Source organism: Pseudonocardia oceanicola, from assembly GCF_047200735.1.
In the GTDB taxonomy this organism is placed as follows: Bacteria; Actinomycetota; Actinomycetes; order Mycobacteriales; family Pseudonocardiaceae; genus Pseudonocardia.
Map to the genome: position 1 here is coordinate 201,200 of NZ_JBJZON010000008.1, position 17,201 is coordinate 218,400.

At 76.0% G+C, this 17,201-nt stretch carries 17 protein-coding genes and 1 pseudogene; 1 reads left to right on the top strand and 17 read right to left on the bottom strand.

Annotation, left to right across the window (positions count from 1 at the left end):
* Positions 1-10: 10 nt before the first annotated feature.
* The 11 genes and pseudogenes from ACL02T_RS14595 to metK form a co-directional block, all read right to left on the bottom strand.
* Entirely contained in the window at positions 11-529 is a 519-nt protein-coding gene (locus ACL02T_RS14595; RefSeq protein ID WP_412831231.1) for a PH domain-containing protein, read from the bottom strand.
* Positions 526-1,008, bottom strand: a complete 483-nt coding sequence (gene ribH / locus ACL02T_RS14600; RefSeq protein ID WP_412831232.1) for a 6,7-dimethyl-8-ribityllumazine synthase — start codon at positions 1,006-1,008, stop codon at positions 526-528. Before ribH ends, ACL02T_RS14595 begins: the two co-directional genes overlap by 4 nt.
* Before the next feature lie 70 nt (positions 1,009-1,078).
* A complete protein-coding gene (locus ACL02T_RS14605) occupies positions 1,079-2,398 on the bottom strand; it encodes a bifunctional 3,4-dihydroxy-2-butanone-4-phosphate synthase/GTP cyclohydrolase II (protein ID WP_412831296.1) in 1,320 nt (439 codons plus the stop codon).
* Positions 2,399-2,403: 5 nt separating this feature from the next.
* Complete coding sequence (locus ACL02T_RS14610) at positions 2,404-3,081, bottom strand: riboflavin synthase (RefSeq protein ID WP_412831233.1); 678 nt, start codon at positions 3,079-3,081, stop codon at positions 2,404-2,406.
* 44 nt (positions 3,082-3,125) lie between these two features.
* Complete coding sequence (gene ribD, locus ACL02T_RS14615; RefSeq protein WP_412831297.1) at positions 3,126-4,115, bottom strand: bifunctional diaminohydroxyphosphoribosylaminopyrimidine deaminase/5-amino-6-(5-phosphoribosylamino)uracil reductase RibD; 990 nt, start codon at positions 4,113-4,115, stop codon at positions 3,126-3,128.
* A gap of 38 nt (positions 4,116-4,153) precedes the next feature.
* Positions 4,154-4,843: a ribulose-phosphate 3-epimerase gene (rpe, locus tag ACL02T_RS14620; RefSeq protein WP_503129088.1), complete on the bottom strand. Its 690-nt coding sequence runs from the start codon at positions 4,841-4,843 to the stop codon at positions 4,154-4,156.
* Between the two features lie 73 nt (positions 4,844-4,916).
* Positions 4,917-6,359: pseudogene (locus tag ACL02T_RS14625) on the bottom strand (RsmB/NOP family class I SAM-dependent RNA methyltransferase); the annotation flags it as partial.
* A gap of 653 nt (positions 6,360-7,012) precedes the next feature.
* Positions 7,013-7,948, bottom strand: coding sequence for a methionyl-tRNA formyltransferase (fmt, locus tag ACL02T_RS14630; RefSeq protein WP_412831235.1), 936 nt, complete (start codon positions 7,946-7,948; stop codon positions 7,013-7,015).
* Positions 7,945-8,493, bottom strand: a complete 549-nt coding sequence (gene def, locus ACL02T_RS14635) for a peptide deformylase (protein ID WP_412831236.1) — start codon at positions 8,491-8,493, stop codon at positions 7,945-7,947. The genes fmt and def overlap by 4 nt, the downstream gene beginning before the upstream one ends.
* A 158-nt stretch (positions 8,494-8,651) precedes the next feature.
* On the bottom strand, positions 8,652-10,721 hold the full coding sequence (locus tag ACL02T_RS14640) for a primosomal protein N' (protein ID WP_412831237.1): 2,070 nt from the start codon (positions 10,719-10,721) through the stop codon (positions 8,652-8,654).
* A 91-nt stretch (positions 10,722-10,812) separates the two neighbouring features.
* A complete protein-coding gene (gene metK, locus ACL02T_RS14645) occupies positions 10,813-12,015 on the bottom strand; it encodes a methionine adenosyltransferase (RefSeq protein WP_412831238.1) in 1,203 nt (400 codons plus the stop codon).
* A gap of 329 nt (positions 12,016-12,344) precedes the next feature.
* Here metK and ACL02T_RS14650 point away from each other — a divergent pair, with 329 nt between their 5' ends.
* Entirely contained in the window at positions 12,345-12,872 is a 528-nt protein-coding gene (locus ACL02T_RS14650; protein WP_412831239.1) for an SH3 domain-containing protein, read from the top strand.
* Between the two features lie 104 nt (positions 12,873-12,976).
* Here the strand turns inward: ACL02T_RS14650 and coaBC are convergent, their stop codons facing one another.
* The 6 genes from coaBC to pyrF all read right to left on the bottom strand — a co-directional run bounded on the left by coaBC (position 12,977) and on the right by pyrF (position 17,198).
* Positions 12,977-14,191 carry a bifunctional phosphopantothenoylcysteine decarboxylase/phosphopantothenate--cysteine ligase CoaBC gene (gene coaBC / locus ACL02T_RS14655; RefSeq protein ID WP_412831240.1) on the bottom strand — a complete coding sequence of 405 codons (1,215 nt, stop codon included), beginning with the start codon at positions 14,189-14,191 and terminating at the stop codon, positions 12,977-12,979.
* Positions 14,192-14,238: 47 nt separating this feature from the next.
* Positions 14,239-14,511 (bottom strand): DNA-directed RNA polymerase subunit omega, encoded by a 273-nt coding sequence (rpoZ, locus tag ACL02T_RS14660; protein ID WP_051736485.1) that lies wholly within the window; start codon positions 14,509-14,511, stop codon positions 14,239-14,241.
* Positions 14,512-14,513: 2 nt separating this feature from the next.
* Positions 14,514-15,095, bottom strand: coding sequence for a guanylate kinase (gene gmk / locus ACL02T_RS14665; protein WP_412831241.1), 582 nt, complete (start codon positions 15,093-15,095; stop codon positions 14,514-14,516).
* A 47-nt stretch (positions 15,096-15,142) separates the two neighbouring features.
* Positions 15,143-15,457 carry an integration host factor, actinobacterial type gene (gene mihF / locus ACL02T_RS14670; protein WP_345378868.1) on the bottom strand — a complete coding sequence of 105 codons (315 nt, stop codon included), beginning with the start codon at positions 15,455-15,457 and terminating at the stop codon, positions 15,143-15,145.
* Between the two features lie 256 nt (positions 15,458-15,713).
* Positions 15,714-16,136 carry a response regulator gene (locus ACL02T_RS14675; RefSeq protein ID WP_412831242.1) on the bottom strand — a complete coding sequence of 141 codons (423 nt, stop codon included), beginning with the start codon at positions 16,134-16,136 and terminating at the stop codon, positions 15,714-15,716.
* 228 nt (positions 16,137-16,364) lie between these two features.
* Entirely contained in the window at positions 16,365-17,198 is an 834-nt protein-coding gene (gene pyrF / locus ACL02T_RS14680; RefSeq protein ID WP_412831243.1) for an orotidine-5'-phosphate decarboxylase, read from the bottom strand.
* Positions 17,199-17,201: the final 3 nt, after the last annotated feature.

The window sequence follows — 17,201 nt, forward strand, 5'->3', positions numbered from 1 at the left end:
GCACCACCGCTCAGTCGGGCGCGCGGTGTGCCGCGGCGTGCAGCGCCCGGATCGCGCGGATGGCGTCGACCGCGTGCCGGCGGTCGACGGCCTGGATCGCCAGCACCGGCAGGTACTCGTAGTCCGGGAGGTCCAGCCGGGCCCACGACGCCCCGTCCGGGAAGGAGATCCGCTGCACCTCCGACCAGGGCAGGTAACGCGGCAGGGCCACGTTGCGGACCTCGATGCCACGCTCGTCCGCCCGCACCCGCGGCCGGGCGAACAGCGCCAGGCCGGCCGCGATGAACAGCCCGAGCAGCACCATGGCCACCTGGTCGGCGAACCGGAAGAACACCCCGGTGGCGGAGTTCCGCAGGACGACCGCGATCACGACGAAGATCACCATGATCGCCGCGGCCGATCCCCAGCCGAGCCAGAAGGCGAGCCGGGGGCGGATCGTCACGGCACCGGGGCCGCGGCCCGGCCGTGCGGGCTCCCGCACCTCGGAGGACACCGAGACCCCTCCCGTCGCCCCGTCGTCCGGGCTCACGACAGCTCTCGCAGCTCGGCGAGCACAATCGCCGTCCGCAGCGCGGCCACGGTGGCCTCGGCGCCCTTGTCCTCGCTGCTGCCGGGCGCGCCGCTGCGGTCCACGGCCTGCTCGAGGGTGTTGGTGGTGAGCACGCCGTTGCCGACCGGCGTCGACTCGTCGAGCGAGACCCGGGTCAGCCCGGCCGTCACCGAGTCGCACACGTACTCGAAGTGCGGGGTACCGCCCCGCACCACCACCCCCAGCGCCACGACGGCGTCGTGGGTGCGGGCCAGCTCCTGCGCCACGACCGGCAGCTCGACCGTCCCGGGCACCCGGACCACCGTGGGCACCGCCCCGGCCTTCTCCGCCGTGCTCAGCGCCCGCTCCAGCAGCGAGTCGACGATCTCGGCGTGCCACGTCGCCGCCACGACGCCGATCCGCAGCCCCGCCGCACCCGTCAGGTCGCCCGCGTCCGCGGGCCTGCCCTCACCGCTCATCGCACGTCTCCGGCCCGTCTCGCGTCCACGGCTCCAGTCTCCCAGGTCCGGGCGGGCGAGAGCGCGCGGGTCAGCCGCCGAGCCCGTCCGAGAGACCGTCGGTCAGGTTGCCCGGTCCGTCCGACTCGCCCAGGTCCGGCAGGTCGTGCCCCATCCGGTCCCGCTTGGTGCGCAGGTACCGCAGGTTCTCCGGGTTGGGCCGGATCGGCATCGCGATCCGCTCGGTGATCCGCAGCCCGTAGCCCTCCAGACCGGCCCGCTTCTCCGGGTTGTTCGTGAGCAGCCGCATCGACTTCACGCCCAGGTCGGAGAGGATCTGCGCGCCGATGCCGTAGTCCCGGGCGTCGGCGGGCAGGCCCATCGCGAGGTTGGCGTCGACGGTGTCGGCCCCGGCCTCCTGCAGCTGGTAGGCCTGCAGCTTGTGCAGCAGGCCGATGCCCCGGCCCTCGTGCCCGCGCATGTAGAGCACGACCCCGCGGCCCTCCTGCGCCACGGTCTCGAGCGCGGCGTCGAGCTGCGGACCGCAGTCACAGCGCAGCGAGCCCATGACATCGCCGGTGAGGCACTCGGAGTGCACCCGCACCAGGACGTCCTCGCCGTCGTCCCCCGGCGTGCCCACGTCGCCCTTGACCATGGCGATGTGCTCGATGCCGTCGAGCAGCGAGTCGTAGCCGAAGGCCACGAACTCACCGTGCGCGGTCGGGATCCGGGCCTGGGCCACGCGCTGGACGTGCTTCTCGAAGCGGCGCCGGTAGCCGATCAAGTCGGCGATGGTGACCAGGGTCAGCTCGTGGTCGTCGGCGAAGACCTGCAGCTCGTCGCCGCGGGCCATCTCGCCCTCGTCCTTCTGCGAGACGATCTCGCAGAGCGCGCCGGCGGGCGCGAGCCCGGCCATCCGGGTCAGGTCGACAGCGGCCTCGGTGTGCCCCGGCCGGCGCAGCACGCCGCCCTCCCGGGCCCGCAACGGCAGCACATGCCCGGGCCGCACCAGGTCGGTGGGCTGGGTGGCCGGGTCGGCGAGCAACCGGATGGTGTGGGCACGGTCCGCCGCGGAGATGCCGGTGCTCACGCCCTCCTTGGCGTCGACGGTCACGGTGAAGGCGGTGCGGTAGGCGTCGGCGTTCGTGTGGTGCATCGGCGGCAGGTCCAGCCGGTCGCACTCGGTGTCGGTGAGCGCCACGCACACGTAGCCGGAGGTGTAGCGCACCACGAAGGAGACCAGTTCGGGGGTGGCCTTCTCCGCGGCGAAGATGAGGTCGCCCTCGTTCTCGCGGTCCTCGTCGTCGACCACGACGACGGGCTTGCCCTCGGCGAGGTCGCGCAGGGCCCGCTCGATCCGCTCGAAGCCGCCCGTGAGGCCGGCAGCGGCGGCGGCCCCCTGGTGAGCGATCTCGGTCACTTGACACCGTCCTGTCCGTGCTGGTCCTGGGGCTGCTCGAGGGGCTGCTCGGGCTGCCCGGTGCGGGACCCGCCGAGGTAGCCCGCGGTGAGCCGCTCCACGTACTTGGCGACGACGTCGACCTCCAGGTTGACCGGGTCGCCGGGGGCGCGCAGGCCGAGCGTGGTGTCGGCGAGCGTGGTGGGGATCAGCGCCACCGAGAAGGTGTCGCCGTCCGTGCCGGCCACCGTCAGCGACACCCCGTCGACGGTGATCGAGCCCTTCTCGACCACGTACCGGGCGAGGTCGGGCGGCAGGCTGAAGCGCACCTCGTCGCTGCGCTCGCCGGGGGTGCGCTCGAGGAGGGAACCGACGCCGTCGACGTGGCCCTGCACGATGTGCCCGCCCAGCCGGGCGCCGGCCTGCAGCGCCCGCTCGAGGTTCACCTTCACCCCGGGTGCGGCCCCGCCGAGCGAGGTCCGCTTGAGCGTCTCCGGTACCAGCTCCAGCCGGAACTCGTCGCCCTGGGCCCCGCCCGGGTCGGCGACGGTGAGACAGCAGCCGTTGACCGCGATCGAGTCGCCGTGCGCGGCGTCGCCGGACACGCGCGGTCCCCGCACGGTCAGCACGACCACCTCGCCCGTCTGCCGGACGTCGACGATCTCGCCGACCTCCTCCACGATCCCCGTGAACATGGGCTCCGCCCCTCCTGCCTTCCCGCTCCGCTCCACCCCGGGCGCTACCCGACCGTGGGACGCGCGTCCACCAGCACGTCCCCGCCCACGGTGCGCACCGTGTCCACCTGCAACCGCCGGATCCCGGCGATCGTTCCCACACCCGCCTCGCCCAGCGCCGCCGGGCCCGCCCCGAGCAGCGCAGGTGCCAGGTAGGCCAGCACCCGGTCGACCCGGTGGGCGGCGAGGAAGGCCCCCGCCAACCGCGGACCGCCCTCCAGCAGCACGTCGACGGCGCCACGGTCGGTGAGCGCCTTCAACACCTCGTCCGGCGAGTGTGTCCGCAGGTGTAGCACGTCCGGGGCGTCCAGCCGCGAACCCGGGCGTACGTCACCGTGGCCCACGACGACGCGGAGCGGCTGGCGCTCGCGGTCCGTGCCGTCCGGGTACCGCGCGGTGAGGGCCGGGTCGTCCGCCAGCGCCGTGCCCGTGCCCACGACGACGGCGTCGACGTGCGAGCGGAACTCGTGCACCTCGGCGCGGGCCCGGGGCCCGGTGATCCAGCGGCTGGTGCCGTCCGCGGCGGCGCTGCGCCCGTCGAGGGTGGCGGCGAACTTCCACGTCACGTGGGGGCGCCCGGAGCGCACGGCGTGCAGCCACGCCCGCAGCGGACCGCCCGCCACCTCGTCGGCGAGCGTGCCGACCGTGACCTCGACCCCGGCCCGGCGCAGCACGTCGGCCCCGCCCGCGGCCAGCGGGTTCGGGTCGCCCACGGCGACGTGCACGGCCGCGATCCCGGCTCCGAGCAGCGCGTCGGTGCAGGGTGGGGTCCGCCCGTGGTGCGCGCACGGCTCCAGCGTGACGACGGCGGCCCCGCCGCGGGCCCGCTCCCCCGCCTCCCGGAGCGCGACGATCTCCGCGTGCGGGCCGCCGGGCGGGGCCGTGGCGCCGACCCCGGCGACCTCGCCGACGGCGTCGAGGATCACCGCGCCCACCGGCGGGTTGGGGCTGGTCGCCCCGTGCACGGCGACCGAGGCCGCCAGGGCACGCCGCATCGCCCGCTCGACCGGCGGGGTCGGTCGGGCGGGCGGGCTCACCCCGACCACCGCGGGTGGGCGGACACCGCCTGCTCCCGCAGGGCGGCGACCGCCGTGCCGGGGTCGTCCGCGCCGTAGACGGCCGACCCGGCCACGAAGCAGTCCACGCCGGCCTCGGCCGCGGCCTCGATGGTGGAGGCGGAGATGCCGCCGTCGATCTCCACCAGGACGTTCAGGTGCCCGGTGTCGACGAGCCGACGCGCGGCCCGGACCTTGTCCAGCATCTCGGGCATGAACGCCTGGCCGCCGAACCCGGGCTCGACGCTCATCACCAGCAGGGTGTCGTAGTGCCTCAGGAGCTCGACGTACGGGTCCAGCGGGGTGCCGGGCTTGATCGACAACCCGGCCCTGGCCCCGGCCGCGCGCAGGTTCTTGGCCAGCATCACCGGGTCGCCGGCGGCCTCCACGTGCACGGTGACGTTGTAGGCCCCGGCCTCCGCGTACCCGGGCGCCCAGCGGTCCGGGTCCTCGATCATCAGGTGGCAGTCGAGCGGGATGTCGGTCGCCTTCAGCAGCGACTCCACGACCGGCAGCCCGAGGGTGAGGTTCGGGACGAAGTGGGCGTCCATCACGTCGACGTGCAGCCAGTCGGCCCCCCGGCCCTCGCCGGCGGCCCGGTCGGAGACCGCCCCGGCCTCGTCGGCGAGGTGGGCGAAGTCGGCGGACAGGATGCTCGGGGCGATCAGGGGACGCACCACCGCAGGGTACTGCGCGGGTCCGGCGCGTCGGCTCCCGCTCACCCGCGCCGCCGCGGTGCGCTCAGGCGGTCCGCCGGAGCAGGGTCAGGAACATGGCGTCCGTGCCGTGCCGGTGCGGCCAGAGCTGCACGTGCGGGCCCGGCCCGAGCTCGGGGACGCCCGGCAGGTACTCCCGCGCGTCGAGCCGCTCGACCGTCACGCCGAGGTCCTTGCGGCGGACGATCCCGCCGACCACGCCGACGGTCTCGGACAGGTGCGGCGAGCACGTGACGTACCCCACCACGCCGCCCACCCGGACGTGGCGCAGCGCGGCCAGGAGCAGCTCCCGCTGGAGCTTGGCCAACCCCGAGACGTCCTCGGGCCGGCGCCGCCAGCGGGCCTCCGGCCGCCGGCGCAGCGCGCCGAGCCCGGTGCAGGGCGCGTCGACCAGCACCCGGTCGAACGCGCCCGCGGGCAGCGGGGCCTCCCGCCCGTCGGCGTGGTGCACCGTGACCGGCAACCCGTCCGTGGACTTGCGCACCAGGTCGGCGCGGTGCTCGGCCTGCTCGACGGCGTCGAGGGTGCCCCCGTCGAGACCCACCAGCGCGCCGAGCAGCACCGCCTTGCCGCCCGGTCCGGCGCACAGGTCCAACCAGCGGCCGGCGTCCTCGCCGTCGAGCGCGGCCCGGGCCAGGGCCAGGGCGACCAGCTGGCTGCCCTCGTCCTGCACGATCGCCACGCCCTCGCGGATCGCGTCGAGCTCACCGACCTCGCCGCTGCCGGGGTCGAGGTGCACCCCGTACGGCGAGTACGGCGCCTCGGTCCCGCCGGTGACCAGCGCCAGCTCCTCGGCGGTGATCTCCCCCGGCCTGGCCAGCAGGTGCACGGCGGGCCGGGCGTCGTCCGCGGCGAGCGCGGCCGGCAGCTCCTCGCGGGAGCCGAGCGCGTCGGCGAAGGCCTGGCCGATCCACTTGGGGTGGGCGTGCACGAAGGAGGCGTGCCCGACGGGGTCCTCCTGCTCGTCCGGGGCCAGCTCGGCGAGCCAGGCCTCGGCGCCCTTGGCGGAGGCGTTCTCGGCGACCTTCCGCAGGATCGCGTTGACGAAGCCCGAGGACCGCGAGCCGGCGAGGCCGCGGACGATGTCCACCGACGTCGCGACGGCGGCGTGCTCGGGCACCCGCATCCGCAGCAGCTGGTAGGCGCCGAGCCGCATGGCGTCGACGAGCGGACCCTCGATGCGGTGCAGCGGCCGGTCCGCGCAGGCCTCGATCACCGCGTCGAGCTGGCCCGCGGCACGCAGCGTGCCGTACCCGAGCTCGGTCGCGAGGGCGGCGTCGCGGTCCTTGAGGCGGTACCGGCGCAGGATCGACGGCAGCACGAGGTTGGCGTAGGCGTCGCGCTCGCGGACCGCGGTGAGCAGGTCGAACGCGGCCTGCCGGGCCGGATCCCCCGCAGGCGGGGCGTCCGGGCCGCCGCGCCGCCGCGGCGGGCCCGCATTGCGCGGCCCGGGGCTGCGGTCGCGCCGCCCGCCCCGGTCGTCGCGCCCGTAGCCGCCCTGCCGGTCGCTGCGGACGGGGCGGTCGCCACGCCCGGGCGCGCGGTCACCGCCCCGCCGCCGGTCCTCCCGGCCCCGGTCCTCACCGCGGCCCCGGTCGTCGCGGCCCCGGTCGTCGCGGCCCCGGTCGTCGCGGCCCCGGTCGTCGCGGCCCCGGTCGTCGCGGCGCCGGTCATCGCGGGGGCCGTCACGGCGGTCGCGCGAGGAGCCGCCCCGGTACCCGCCCTCGCCGCGGGGACGTCCGCCTCGGCCCGGGTCCCGGGCCGGCCGGCCGGCCGAGCGCCGATCGTCCGACCGGCCGGACCCGGGCCGCTCCCCGGATCCCCGGGGGCCGCCGGTCCGACCCCGATCGTCGCGGTCGTCCCGCTCGGGTCGTCCGCCGTCGGGCTCGCTCACGCACACTCCTCGCTCGTCCAGCTCGTCGTCCCATGGTCCCAGGTCCGCCCCCGGCTCCCGCGCCCCGGGCCGTCCCCCGGGCGGGGGCGGTGCGCCACGCGGGCACCCGCCCCGGGCGCGGCGCCGAGGGACCCCCGGGAGCTCCGGGTGCAGGATCGCCCGGCCGAGGCCGGCGCGGGCGGCGGGCAGCGGGGGCGCGACCGTGGCCCGGCGCAGGTCGGCGCCCTCTACCGGGCCAGGGTCTCGGACTCCGTGATCCGCACCCCGCGCGCCCAGTCCGCCGCCGGCATCGCCTTCTTCCCCACCGGGCGCACCTCGCCCAGCTGCACCGGCACCGTGGCCGTGCCCACCAGCACGCGCTTCTTCTCCGCCCGCAGCTCGCCGGGCCCGAGGTCGAACTCGCCGGTCCGCACCGGGACGACCGGGCCGAGGCCCAGCCGGGCGCCCCGGAACTCGGTCCACGCGCCCGGTTCGGGGGTGGTCGAGCGGATCAGCCGGTCGATCGGCACCGCGGGCGCCGACCAGTCCACGCGGGCGTCGGCCACGGTGACCTTCGGCGCGTGCGACACGCCCTCCGCGGGCTGCGGCACCGCACGCAGCGTGCCGTCCTCGATGCCGTCCATCGTCGCGACGAGCAGGTCGGCGCCGGAGCGGGCGAGCCGGCCGAGCAGGTCGCCGGTGGTGTCCCGTTCCCCGATCGGCTCGGTGACCACGCCGTACGTCGGGCCGGTGTCGAGGCCCTCCTCGAGCAGGAACGTGGTGGCGCCGGTGATCTCGTCGCCGTGCTGCACCGCGGCCTGCACGGGCGCGGCCCCACGCCACGCCGGCAGCAGCGAGAAGTGCAGGTTGACCCAGCCGTGGGCCGGGACGTCGAGCGCGGCTCGCGGCACCAGCGCCCCGTACGCGACGACGGGGACGCAGTCCGGCGCCAGCTCACGCAACGTGTCGAGGAAATCCGGGTCGCGCGGCTTCGCGGGGGTGAGCACGGGGAGGCCGGCCTCGTCGGCCAGCGCCCCGACGGGGGAGCGGACGAGCCGGCGGCCGCGCCCGGCGGGGGCGTCCGGCCGGGTGAGCACCGCGACGACCTCGTGGCGTGGCGAGTCGAGCAGGGCGCGCAGCGCCGGCACGGCGGGGTCCGGCGTCCCCGCGAAGAGCAGCCTCAACGGGCTTTCCCGAACATCGGGTGCGGGCTGACCTTGACCACCGGCTCGGGGCGGCCGAACCAGTCCGCGGCGCGGATCTCGGCCATCGCCCGCTTGCGGGTCTCCGGGTCCAGCCGGTCGACGAACAGCACGCCGTCGAGGTGGTCGGTCTCGTGCTGGATCGCCCGCGCCAGCTTGGCCGTGCCCTCGACCGTGATCGGCTCGCCGTGCACGTTCCAGCCGGTGGCGACGACGTTCGCCGCCCGCCGGCAGTCCCAGCCGAGGCCCGGGATGGACAGGCAGCCCTCGGGGCCGAACTGCTCCTCGCCGTCGACCGCGTTCCACGTCGGGTTGACCAGGTGCCCGGCCACGCCGTCGACCTCGAAGGTGAACACCCGCAGCCCGACGCCGACCTGGGGCGCGGCCAGGCCCGCGCCGCCCTCGGCGTGCATGGTGTCGGTGAGGTCGGCGACGAGCTTGCGCAGCTCCGCGTCGAACGTGGTGACGGGCGCGGCGGGGGTGCGCAGCACCGGATCGCCGAACAGGCGGACGGGCTGAACGGACACGGAACTCCAAACGATCGGGATCTCCGCCGATTGTGCCACCCGCCGACCGCCCGCCCGGGCCGCACCGGTGCCGTCCGGCCCTGCTCGGACGATCCGCCGCCAGCGTGGGTTCGGCCGATCCCGTCCCGGCCCCGCTCGGCCGACCCGCCCGGACCGGCTCAGCCGATCTCGGCCGGGTCCAGCCGCACCCGGACGGTGTCGGGCGCCTTGCGCGTGCTGCGCGCGGCCTGGGCGGCGTGCAGGTGCCGGGCCAGCGCACGGCCCTCGGTGCGGGGCACGCGCAACAGCGCCCGCTCCCGCACCTCGCCCGCGGCCTCGCCGGGTTCGGGCGGCGCGTCGATCTCCACCGGGCCGAGGACCTCCACCTGCGGTCCCCCGCCGGGATCGTCGCGGGCCGCGGCGAGGACGGCGTCGACGACGTCGGCCACCGCCCCCGGCGTGCCCTCCACCGCCGCCATCCGCACGGCGGGCGGGAAGCCGACCTCCGCCCGGGACGCGAGCTCCTCGGCCGCGAACCCGGCCGGGTCCCACCGCACGAGCGCCTGCACGACCGGGATCGCCGACTCGGCCACGACGACCACCCGACCGCCGTCGGCGTGCGGCCGCACCAGCGCGGCCGCGGCGAGCCAGCGGCGCAGCGCCTCCTCCGCCACCCGCAGGTCCGCGCGGGAGAGCAGGGCCCAGCCGTCGAGCAGCAGCCCGGCGCCGTACCCGCCCGGCACCGCGGGTTCGGCACCCGGCGTCGCGACGACGATCTCCGCCTTCGCGGGCACCGTGGCCAGCACGGGCGCCCCGCCGCCCGACGTCCGCACCGGCACCCCGGGGAACGCCCGGCCCAGCTCCTCCGCGGTCCGCCGCGACCCGACGACACCCGCCCGCAGCCGGCGCGACCCGCAGCCGCCGCAGCGGAAGGCGGGCTCGGCTCGCCCGCACCAGCGGCAGGTCGGCAGGCCGGGATCGGTGTCCGTGCCGCCGCGGGGCAGGCCCAGCGGGCCGGCACAGTGCCGGCACCGGGCGGGCTCGCGGCAGTGCGCGCAGGACAGCCAGGGCAGATAGCCCGCCCGCGGGACCTGGACGAGCACCGGTCGGCCGGCCCCGAGCGCCTGCCGGGCCGCCTCGAACGCCACGGCGGGCACCCGGGCCGCGCGGGCGTCGGGGTCGCGGGCGAGCTGGGTGTCGGTCTCGCCGATCGCGGTGACCCGGGGCGCGGCGGCCCGCACGGCGGCCCGGTCCGCCACGATCTCGGCGGCCCACCGCGACTCGACCAGCAGCTGCGCCTCGGCGGTGCGGGCGAAGCCGCCGATGAGCAGCGCGGCCCCGGCGGCGTGCGCGCGGGCGATCAGCACGTCCCGGACCTGCGGGTACGGGGCGCGGGGTTCGGCGTGGCTGTCGTCGCCGTCGTCCCACACGGCCAGCAACCCGAGCTTCTCGACCGGCGCGAACGCGGCCGACCGGGTCCCGACGACGACCCGGACGGCCCCGCGGCGCACGGCGAGCCAGCGCCGGTAGCGCTCCGCCGGGCCGAGCTCTGCCGTGAGCGCGACGACCGCGTCGGCCCCGAGGCGGTCGCCGAGGGCGGCGCAGGCGGCGTCGACGTCCCGCTGGTCGGGCACCACGACCAGCGCGCCGCGCCCGGCGGCGGCGGTCGCCGCGGCGGCCTCGGCGAACCGCGCCGGCCACGACTCACCCGGCAGCGCCTGCCACACGGCGTGCGCGGCCCGGCCGCCGGCGAGCGCGTCGAGGTACGCCGCCCCGCGCCGGTAGCGCCCCCACGCCGCGGGACCGGGCGCCTCGACAGGTGCCGGATCCCGCTCCCGCGGGGCCTCGGACTCGACCCGGGCGTGCCGCGGCGGCACCGCCATCCGCACGACGTCGGCGAACACGCCCGCGTACCGGTCCGCGACCGTCCGGCACAGCGCGGCGACCTCCGGGGTCAGCACGGGTTCCGGCGAGACCACCTTGTCCACCCACGCCAGCCGCCCGGTGTGCCCGGACACCTCGGTGCGCTCGAGCAGGAACCCGTCGACCAGCCGCCCGGCGAACCGCACCCGTACCCGCACCCCGGGCCGGGCCTGCTCGTCCAGGTGCGTGGGTACGCGGTAGTCGAACGGCCGGTCCAGGTGCGGCAGCGGCACGTCGACGGCCACCCGGGCGACCGGCCGCACGGCCGCCGCGGTCCACTCGCCGCGGGTCCGGGAGGCCGCTGCCTTCCGGGCGGGCCTGCTCACACCAGCCCCTCACACACTCCCGAACTGCACGAACGGCACTCGTGTGCGGACCTACCGCACACAAGTGCCGTTCGTGCGGTCAAGACCGGGCTCAGGCGCCCGCGAGGGACTTCAGGGCCTCGGCGCGCGAGGTGTCCTCCCACGGCAGCGCGATGTCGCGGCGGCCGAAGTGCCCGTACGCCGCGGTGGGCGCGTAGATCGGCCGCAGCAGGTCGAGATCGCGGACGATCGCGGCGGGCCGCAGGTCGAAGACCTCGGTGATCGCGCTCTCGATGCGGGCGGGGTCGACGCGCGCGGTGCCGAAGGTCTCGACGAACAGACCGACCGGCGCCGCCTTGCCGATTGCATAGGCGACCTGCACCTCGATGCGCTCGGCCAGCCCGGCCGCGACGACGTTCTTCGCCACCCAGCGCATGGCGTAGGCCGCGGAGCGGTCCACCTTCGACGGGTCCTTGCCCGAGAAGGCGCCGCCACCGTGCCGGGCGAACCCGCCGTAGGTGTCGACGATGATCTTGCGGCCGGTGAGCCCGGCGTCGCCCATCGGGCCGCCGATCACGAACCGGCCGGTCGGGTTGACCAGCAACCGGACGTTCGAGGTGTCCAGCCCGAGGTCCCCGATCTCCGGGGTGACGATCTTCTCCAGCACGTCCGGCGCGAGCATGCCGTCGAGGTCGATGTCCTCCGCGTGCTGCGTGGACAGGACCACGGTGTCGACGCGGACGGGCTTGTCGCCGTCGTACTCCACGGTGACCTGGGTCTTGCCGTCCGGCCGCAGGTAGGGCAGCACGCCGGACTTGCGCACCTCGGTGAGCCGCCGCGAGAGCCGGTGCGCGAGCGCGATCGGCAGCGGCATCAGCTCGTCCGTGTCGGTGTTCGCGTACCCGAACATCAGGCCCTGGTCGCCCGCGCCCTGGCGGGCGATCTCGTCCTCGACCGACTCGACCCGGCTCTCGTACGCGGTGTCGACGCCCTGCGCGATGTCCGGCGACTGCGCGCCGATCGACACGTTGACCCCGCAGGAGGCGCCGTCGAAGCCCTTCGCCGACGAGTCGTAGCCGATCTCGAGGACCTTGTCCCGGACCAGGCCGGGGATGTCGGCGTAGGCGCTGGTGGTCACCTCGCCCACGATGTGCACCTGGCCGGTGGTCACCAGGGTCTCCACCGCGACCCTGCTCCTCGGGTCCTGGGCGAGGAGCGCATCGAGGATCGTGTCGCTGATCGCGTCGCACATCTTGTCCGGGTGACCCTCGGTCACCGACTCGCTGGTGAAGAGCCGACGGCCCACGTTCGCCACGCGCCACTCCTGCCGAGGTCGTCGCTCCCCTGGCCGCGCGGGCTCCGCCAGCCGTCGGCGGGACGGGGTGCTGATCGCTGGATGCTGTCGGACCGCAGGGTAGTCGACCTCGGGCCTGCACAGGCGATGACATCGGAACCCAACACGGTGCGTGACGGACCGTGCCGTGAGCGCACCGTTCACCACCCCTTCGGGTGGACCCCGGCCGAGGTCCCGAATCGGTAACGACCCGCGTCGTTGGGCCCGGTGACACCGCAGCCGCGCCCGGCCGACGCCCCGCGTCGCCCCGTCCCGGGCCGCGGACGACCCACTCTCGGAGGTTCCACCCCATGAAGGTGACTGCACTGCAGCGACCGGGCCGCGCGGCCGCGGCGGTCGGCGGCGTGCTCGCCGTCGGCGCGGCCGGGCTCATGGCCGTGCTGGCCGGCACCGCGTCCGCCGCGACGTCCGGCACCTGCACCGACAACGTCAACGTCCGCGAGGAGCCGCGGGCCGACGCCGACATCGTGGCGGTGTGCGACCGCGGCACCGCGGTCGAGGTCGGCGAGACCCGCAACGGGTTCGTCGAACTGGAGAGCCTCGGCGGCTGGGCCGTGCAGGAATACGTGCGGACGGACGGCACCGCTGTCGGCACCGACACCCCGGACGACGCCGGCCTCACACCCTCGGACGGTGCGACCGGCAGCGACGACCCGACCGGCACCGCCGACCCGGCCACCACCAGCGCCCCGACGACCTCCGGCACCGACTCGCCGGCGGCCCCGGCCGAGGGCGGGTACGGCGAGAACGGCGAGAACGGCGAGGGCGAGCCGACCCCGGCCCGCAGCGGCGGCCTGGGCGGCCTGTTCGGCCGCTGACCACGAGCACACGCGACGAGGGGGCGGTCCCGTGGGACCGCCCCCTCGTGCGTTCTCGGGCCTCGTGCGTTCTCGGGCCTCGTGCGTTCTCGGGCCTCGCGCGCTCAGGCCAGCCGGGCCGCCACCGCGTCCCACAGGCGTGAGGCCAGCAGCGCCTTGGAACCGTTCGGGATCTGCGTCTCGCCGCCGTCCGCGCCGAGCAGCCAGCCCTGGTTCTCGGTGTTCTCGAAGGCGCCGCCCTCGCCGACCCAGTTGACCAGCAGCAGGTCGCAGCCCTTCTTCGCGAGCTTGCCGCGGCCGTACTCCAGCACGTCCGCGGTGTCGTCCCCGGTCTCGGCGGCGAACCCGACCACGACCTGGCCCGGTTCCCGCGCGGCGACGAGCTCGGTGAGGATGTCCGGGTTGAGCGCCAGACCCAGGGCCTCGGGTTCCGAGCCGTCCTTCTTGATCTTGTGCGCGGCGAGCGCCGCGGGCCGGAAGTCGGCGACCGCGGCGGACATCACCACGGCGTCGGCGCCCTTGGCGGCGGCGTGCATCGCCTCGCGCATCTCCAGCGCGGACCCGACCGTCACGACCTCGACGGCGGCCGGGTCGGCCAGCTCGGCGGTGTGCCCGGCGACGAGAGTGACGTGCGCGCCGCGCTGGGCGGCGACCTTGGCCAGGGCGTACCCCTGCCGCCCGGACGACCGGTTGCCGAGGTAGCGGACGGGGTCGAGCGGCTCGCGGGTCCCGCCGGCCGAGACGACCACGCGCCGGCCCGCGAGGTCCCGCGGCAGCGCGTCGGCCCGCTCCAGCAGCAACCGGGCCAGCTCGGCGATCTCGGCGGGCTCGGGCAGCCGGCCGGGGCCGGTGTCCTTGCCGGTGAGCCGGCCCGAGGCGGGCTCCATGACGATCGCGCCCCGCTCGCGCAGGGTCGCGACGTTGGCCCGGGTGGCGGGGTGCTCCCACATCTCGGTGTGCATCGCCGGCACGAACAACACCGGGCACCGGGCGACGAGCAGGGACCCGGTGAGCAGGTCGTCCGCCCGGCCCTGCACGGCGCGGGCCAACAGGTCCGCGGTCGCGGGGGCCACGACGACGAGATCGGCCTCCTGGCCCAGCCGCACGTGCTGGACCGACGGCACGTCGGAGAAGACGCCGGTGTGCACCGGCTGCCCGGACAGGGCCTCGAAGGTGGCGGCGCCGACGAAGTTCAGCGCCGAACCCGTGGGCACGACCCGCACGGAGTGCCCCGTCTCGGTGAGCCGGCGGAGCAGCTCGGCGCTCTTGTAGGCGGCGATGCCGCCGGCGACGCCGAGCAGGACCTTCGGTGTCGTCATGCCCTCGTCACGCCCGACTCATGCCGTCCGCGCGCAGCCGGCCGGGATCACTCGCCCTCGGTGTGCTCGAGCAGGCCGCTCTGGATCTCGCGCATCGCGATGGACAGCGGCTTCTCGCGGGGACCGGGCTCGACCAGCGGCCCGACGTACTCCAGCAGGCCCTCGCCGAGCTGGGAGTAGTAGTCGTTGATCTGTCGGGCGCGCTTGGCCGCGTAGATCACCAGCGCGTACTTCGAGCTGACCTTGTCGAGCAGGTCGTCGATCGGCGGGTTGGTGATGCCCTCGGGGGTGGAACCGGCGACCGCGCCGGTCAGCGGCATGCTCACTCAGAAACTCCAGAGACGGACGAATGCGGGACGTGCACAGGTGCGACCAGCAACTCTACCAACCGCTCGACGACGGCCTGCACCTCGTCGTTGACCACGACCACGTCGAACTCGTCACGCGCCGCCATCTCCTCGACGGCGGTGCGCAACCGGCGCGCCCGCACCTCCGGGGTCTCGGTGCCCCGGTCGGTGAGCCGGCGGGCCAGTTCCTCGAACGAGGGCGGCTCGACGAACACGGTCACGGACTCGGGCATCGCCTGCTTCACCGAGCGGGCGCCCTGCAGGTCGACCTCGACCAGCACCGGCCGCCCGGCGCCGAGCGGGCCCTCGACCTCCGCGCGAAGGGTGCCCGACCGCTGCAGCCCGCCGTGCACCTCGGCCCACTCCAGCAGCTCGTCCGCGGCGATCAGCCGGTCGAACTCGGCCCGGTCCACGAAGTGGTAGTGGATCCCCTCGACCTCCCCCTCCCGCGGCGCCCGCGTGGTCACGGAGACGCTGAAGTGGAGGTCGGGGAGCTCGCTGCGGAGCCGGTCGACGATGCTGCTCTTGCCGACCCCGGAGGGCCCCGCGAGCACCATCAGCCGGCCCCGGCGGGGCGGCGGTCCTCCCGGCACGCCGCCCCCGCTCAGGAAGGGAACTCGTTCAGCAGCGCCTTGCGCTGCCGCTCGCCCAGCCCGCGCAGCCGGCGGCTCGGGGCGATCTCCAGGCGCTCCATGATCTGCGCGGCACGAACCTTGCCGACGCTGGGCAGGGCCTCGAGCAGGGCCGACACCTTCATCTTGCCGAGCACCTCGTCGGTGTCGGACTGCTTCAGCACCTCGGCGAGGGTGATCCCGCCGCGCTTGAGCCGGTCCTTCAGCTCTGCCCGGGCCCGGCGGGCGGCCGCGGCCTTCTCCAACGCGGCGGCACGCTGTTCCTCGGTCAGCTGGGGAAGGGCCACGGTCTCCTCCGTCTTTCGTCGTGCGCGAGGGCGATGCCGGTGGGGGCGATCGCCGTCCCCGGTGGGTTGTGCCGGGGGCCGGGAGCGAACGTACCCACGCACCCGTTCGGGACGCCAACGGGGGTGCCACCTGTGGGTTTGGTGCCACGGCCCCGCTCGTCCACACCCGTCCGGGTGATACCACGAGCGGCCGCGCGGAGGCTACGGCGACGCGCCCGTTCGGCGCGCGGATCCGACGCGCGGCCCGTGCGATCGGTCACGAACCGGCCGCCGACGGCCGTTCCGGCGCTCGGCCCGGCTGCCCCACCGACCGCAGCGCGCGCAGCCGTGCCGGTGTGAGGTCCTCCTTGTTGATGTACGCCACTGCACCGCAGGCCGCGGCGTCGCCGGGCAGGTCGTCGAGGGCATAGGTCGACAGGAGCACCACGAGTGCGGCCGGGTCGCCCGCCAGGATCCGCCGGGTGGCCTCGATCCCGCTGATCCCGGGCAGGTTGATGTCCATGAGCACGACGGCGGGACGCACCCGTTCGGCCTCGACGAGGGCCTGCTCCCCGGTCTCGGCCTCGGCGGCGACGCGCCAACCGCCGACCATCCCGACGACGGTGCGCGCCACCGTCCGGAACGGGCGCTGGTCGTCCACGATCAGGACGTCCACCACCTCGTCCACCGCTGCGCCCACTGTCGACACCTCCGCGTCCCCCGACCCGCGCGGCGCCGGTCCCCGCCGCGCGTCCGGCAAGCCTGCCGGGCCGTCCCGGGGAGGCGCCAGGGTGCCACCACCCCCTCCGAACGGGTGAATCCGGGTCCGGGAGGTATCAGCCGGACCCGACGGCTCCGGGGAGGACCACACGGGTCGGGGCGGGGACGTCCGGCGGGGACGTCCGGCGGGGACGTCCGGCGGGGAGGGTCAGCGCAGGGCGCTCAGGGCGGTCGCCAGCTCGTCCCGCTGTGCCTCGGCGGCCGACCGCAGGGCGCTGACCCCCGGTCCGGCCTTCAGGATCGACCGCGACGCCGCGGGCAGGACGAGCCCCGCCAGGCCCGCGAAGCGCTCCGCGACGTCCCGCGGGGTCGCCCCCTGGGCCCCGAGCCCCGGAGCCAGCACGGCACCGTTGAGGGCGCCGAGCTCCAGTCCGTGGTCGTGGGTGGCTCCGACGACGACACCCACCCCGCCCACCGGCGCGGCCCCCCGGTTCCGGCCAGCCGCGCCGTCGATCATCGCCTGGGCCACCGTGCGCCCGTCGGTCTCCGCCAGCTGCACGGACCCGCCCTCCGGGTTGGAGGTGCGGGCCAGCACGAACACCCCCCGCCCGGCCTCCTCGGCGGCCCGGAAGGCCGGGTCGAGGGAGCCGAAGCCGAGGTACGGCGAGACCGTGATCGCGTCGGCGGCGACGGCCGCGCCGACGCCGAGGTAGGCGTCGGCGTAGCCGTCCATCGTCGAGCCGATGTCGCCGCGCTTGACGTCGAGCAGCGACAGCGTGCCGGTGCCCGCGAGATCGGCGAGGGTCCGCTCGAGGACGGCGACACCCCGCGACCCGTGCCGTTCGAAGAACGCCGCCTGCGGCTTCACGACGGCGACGTGCCCGGCCAGGGCCTCGACGGCGGCGGCGCAGAACCGGGAGAGCCCGTCCGCGTCGTCCGTGAGGCCCCACTCGGCGATCAGCCCGGGGTGCGGGTCGATGCCCGCGCAGAGCGGCCCGAACCGGTCGACCGCCGCCACGAGCCGCGCCCCGAAGCCGCTCACGAG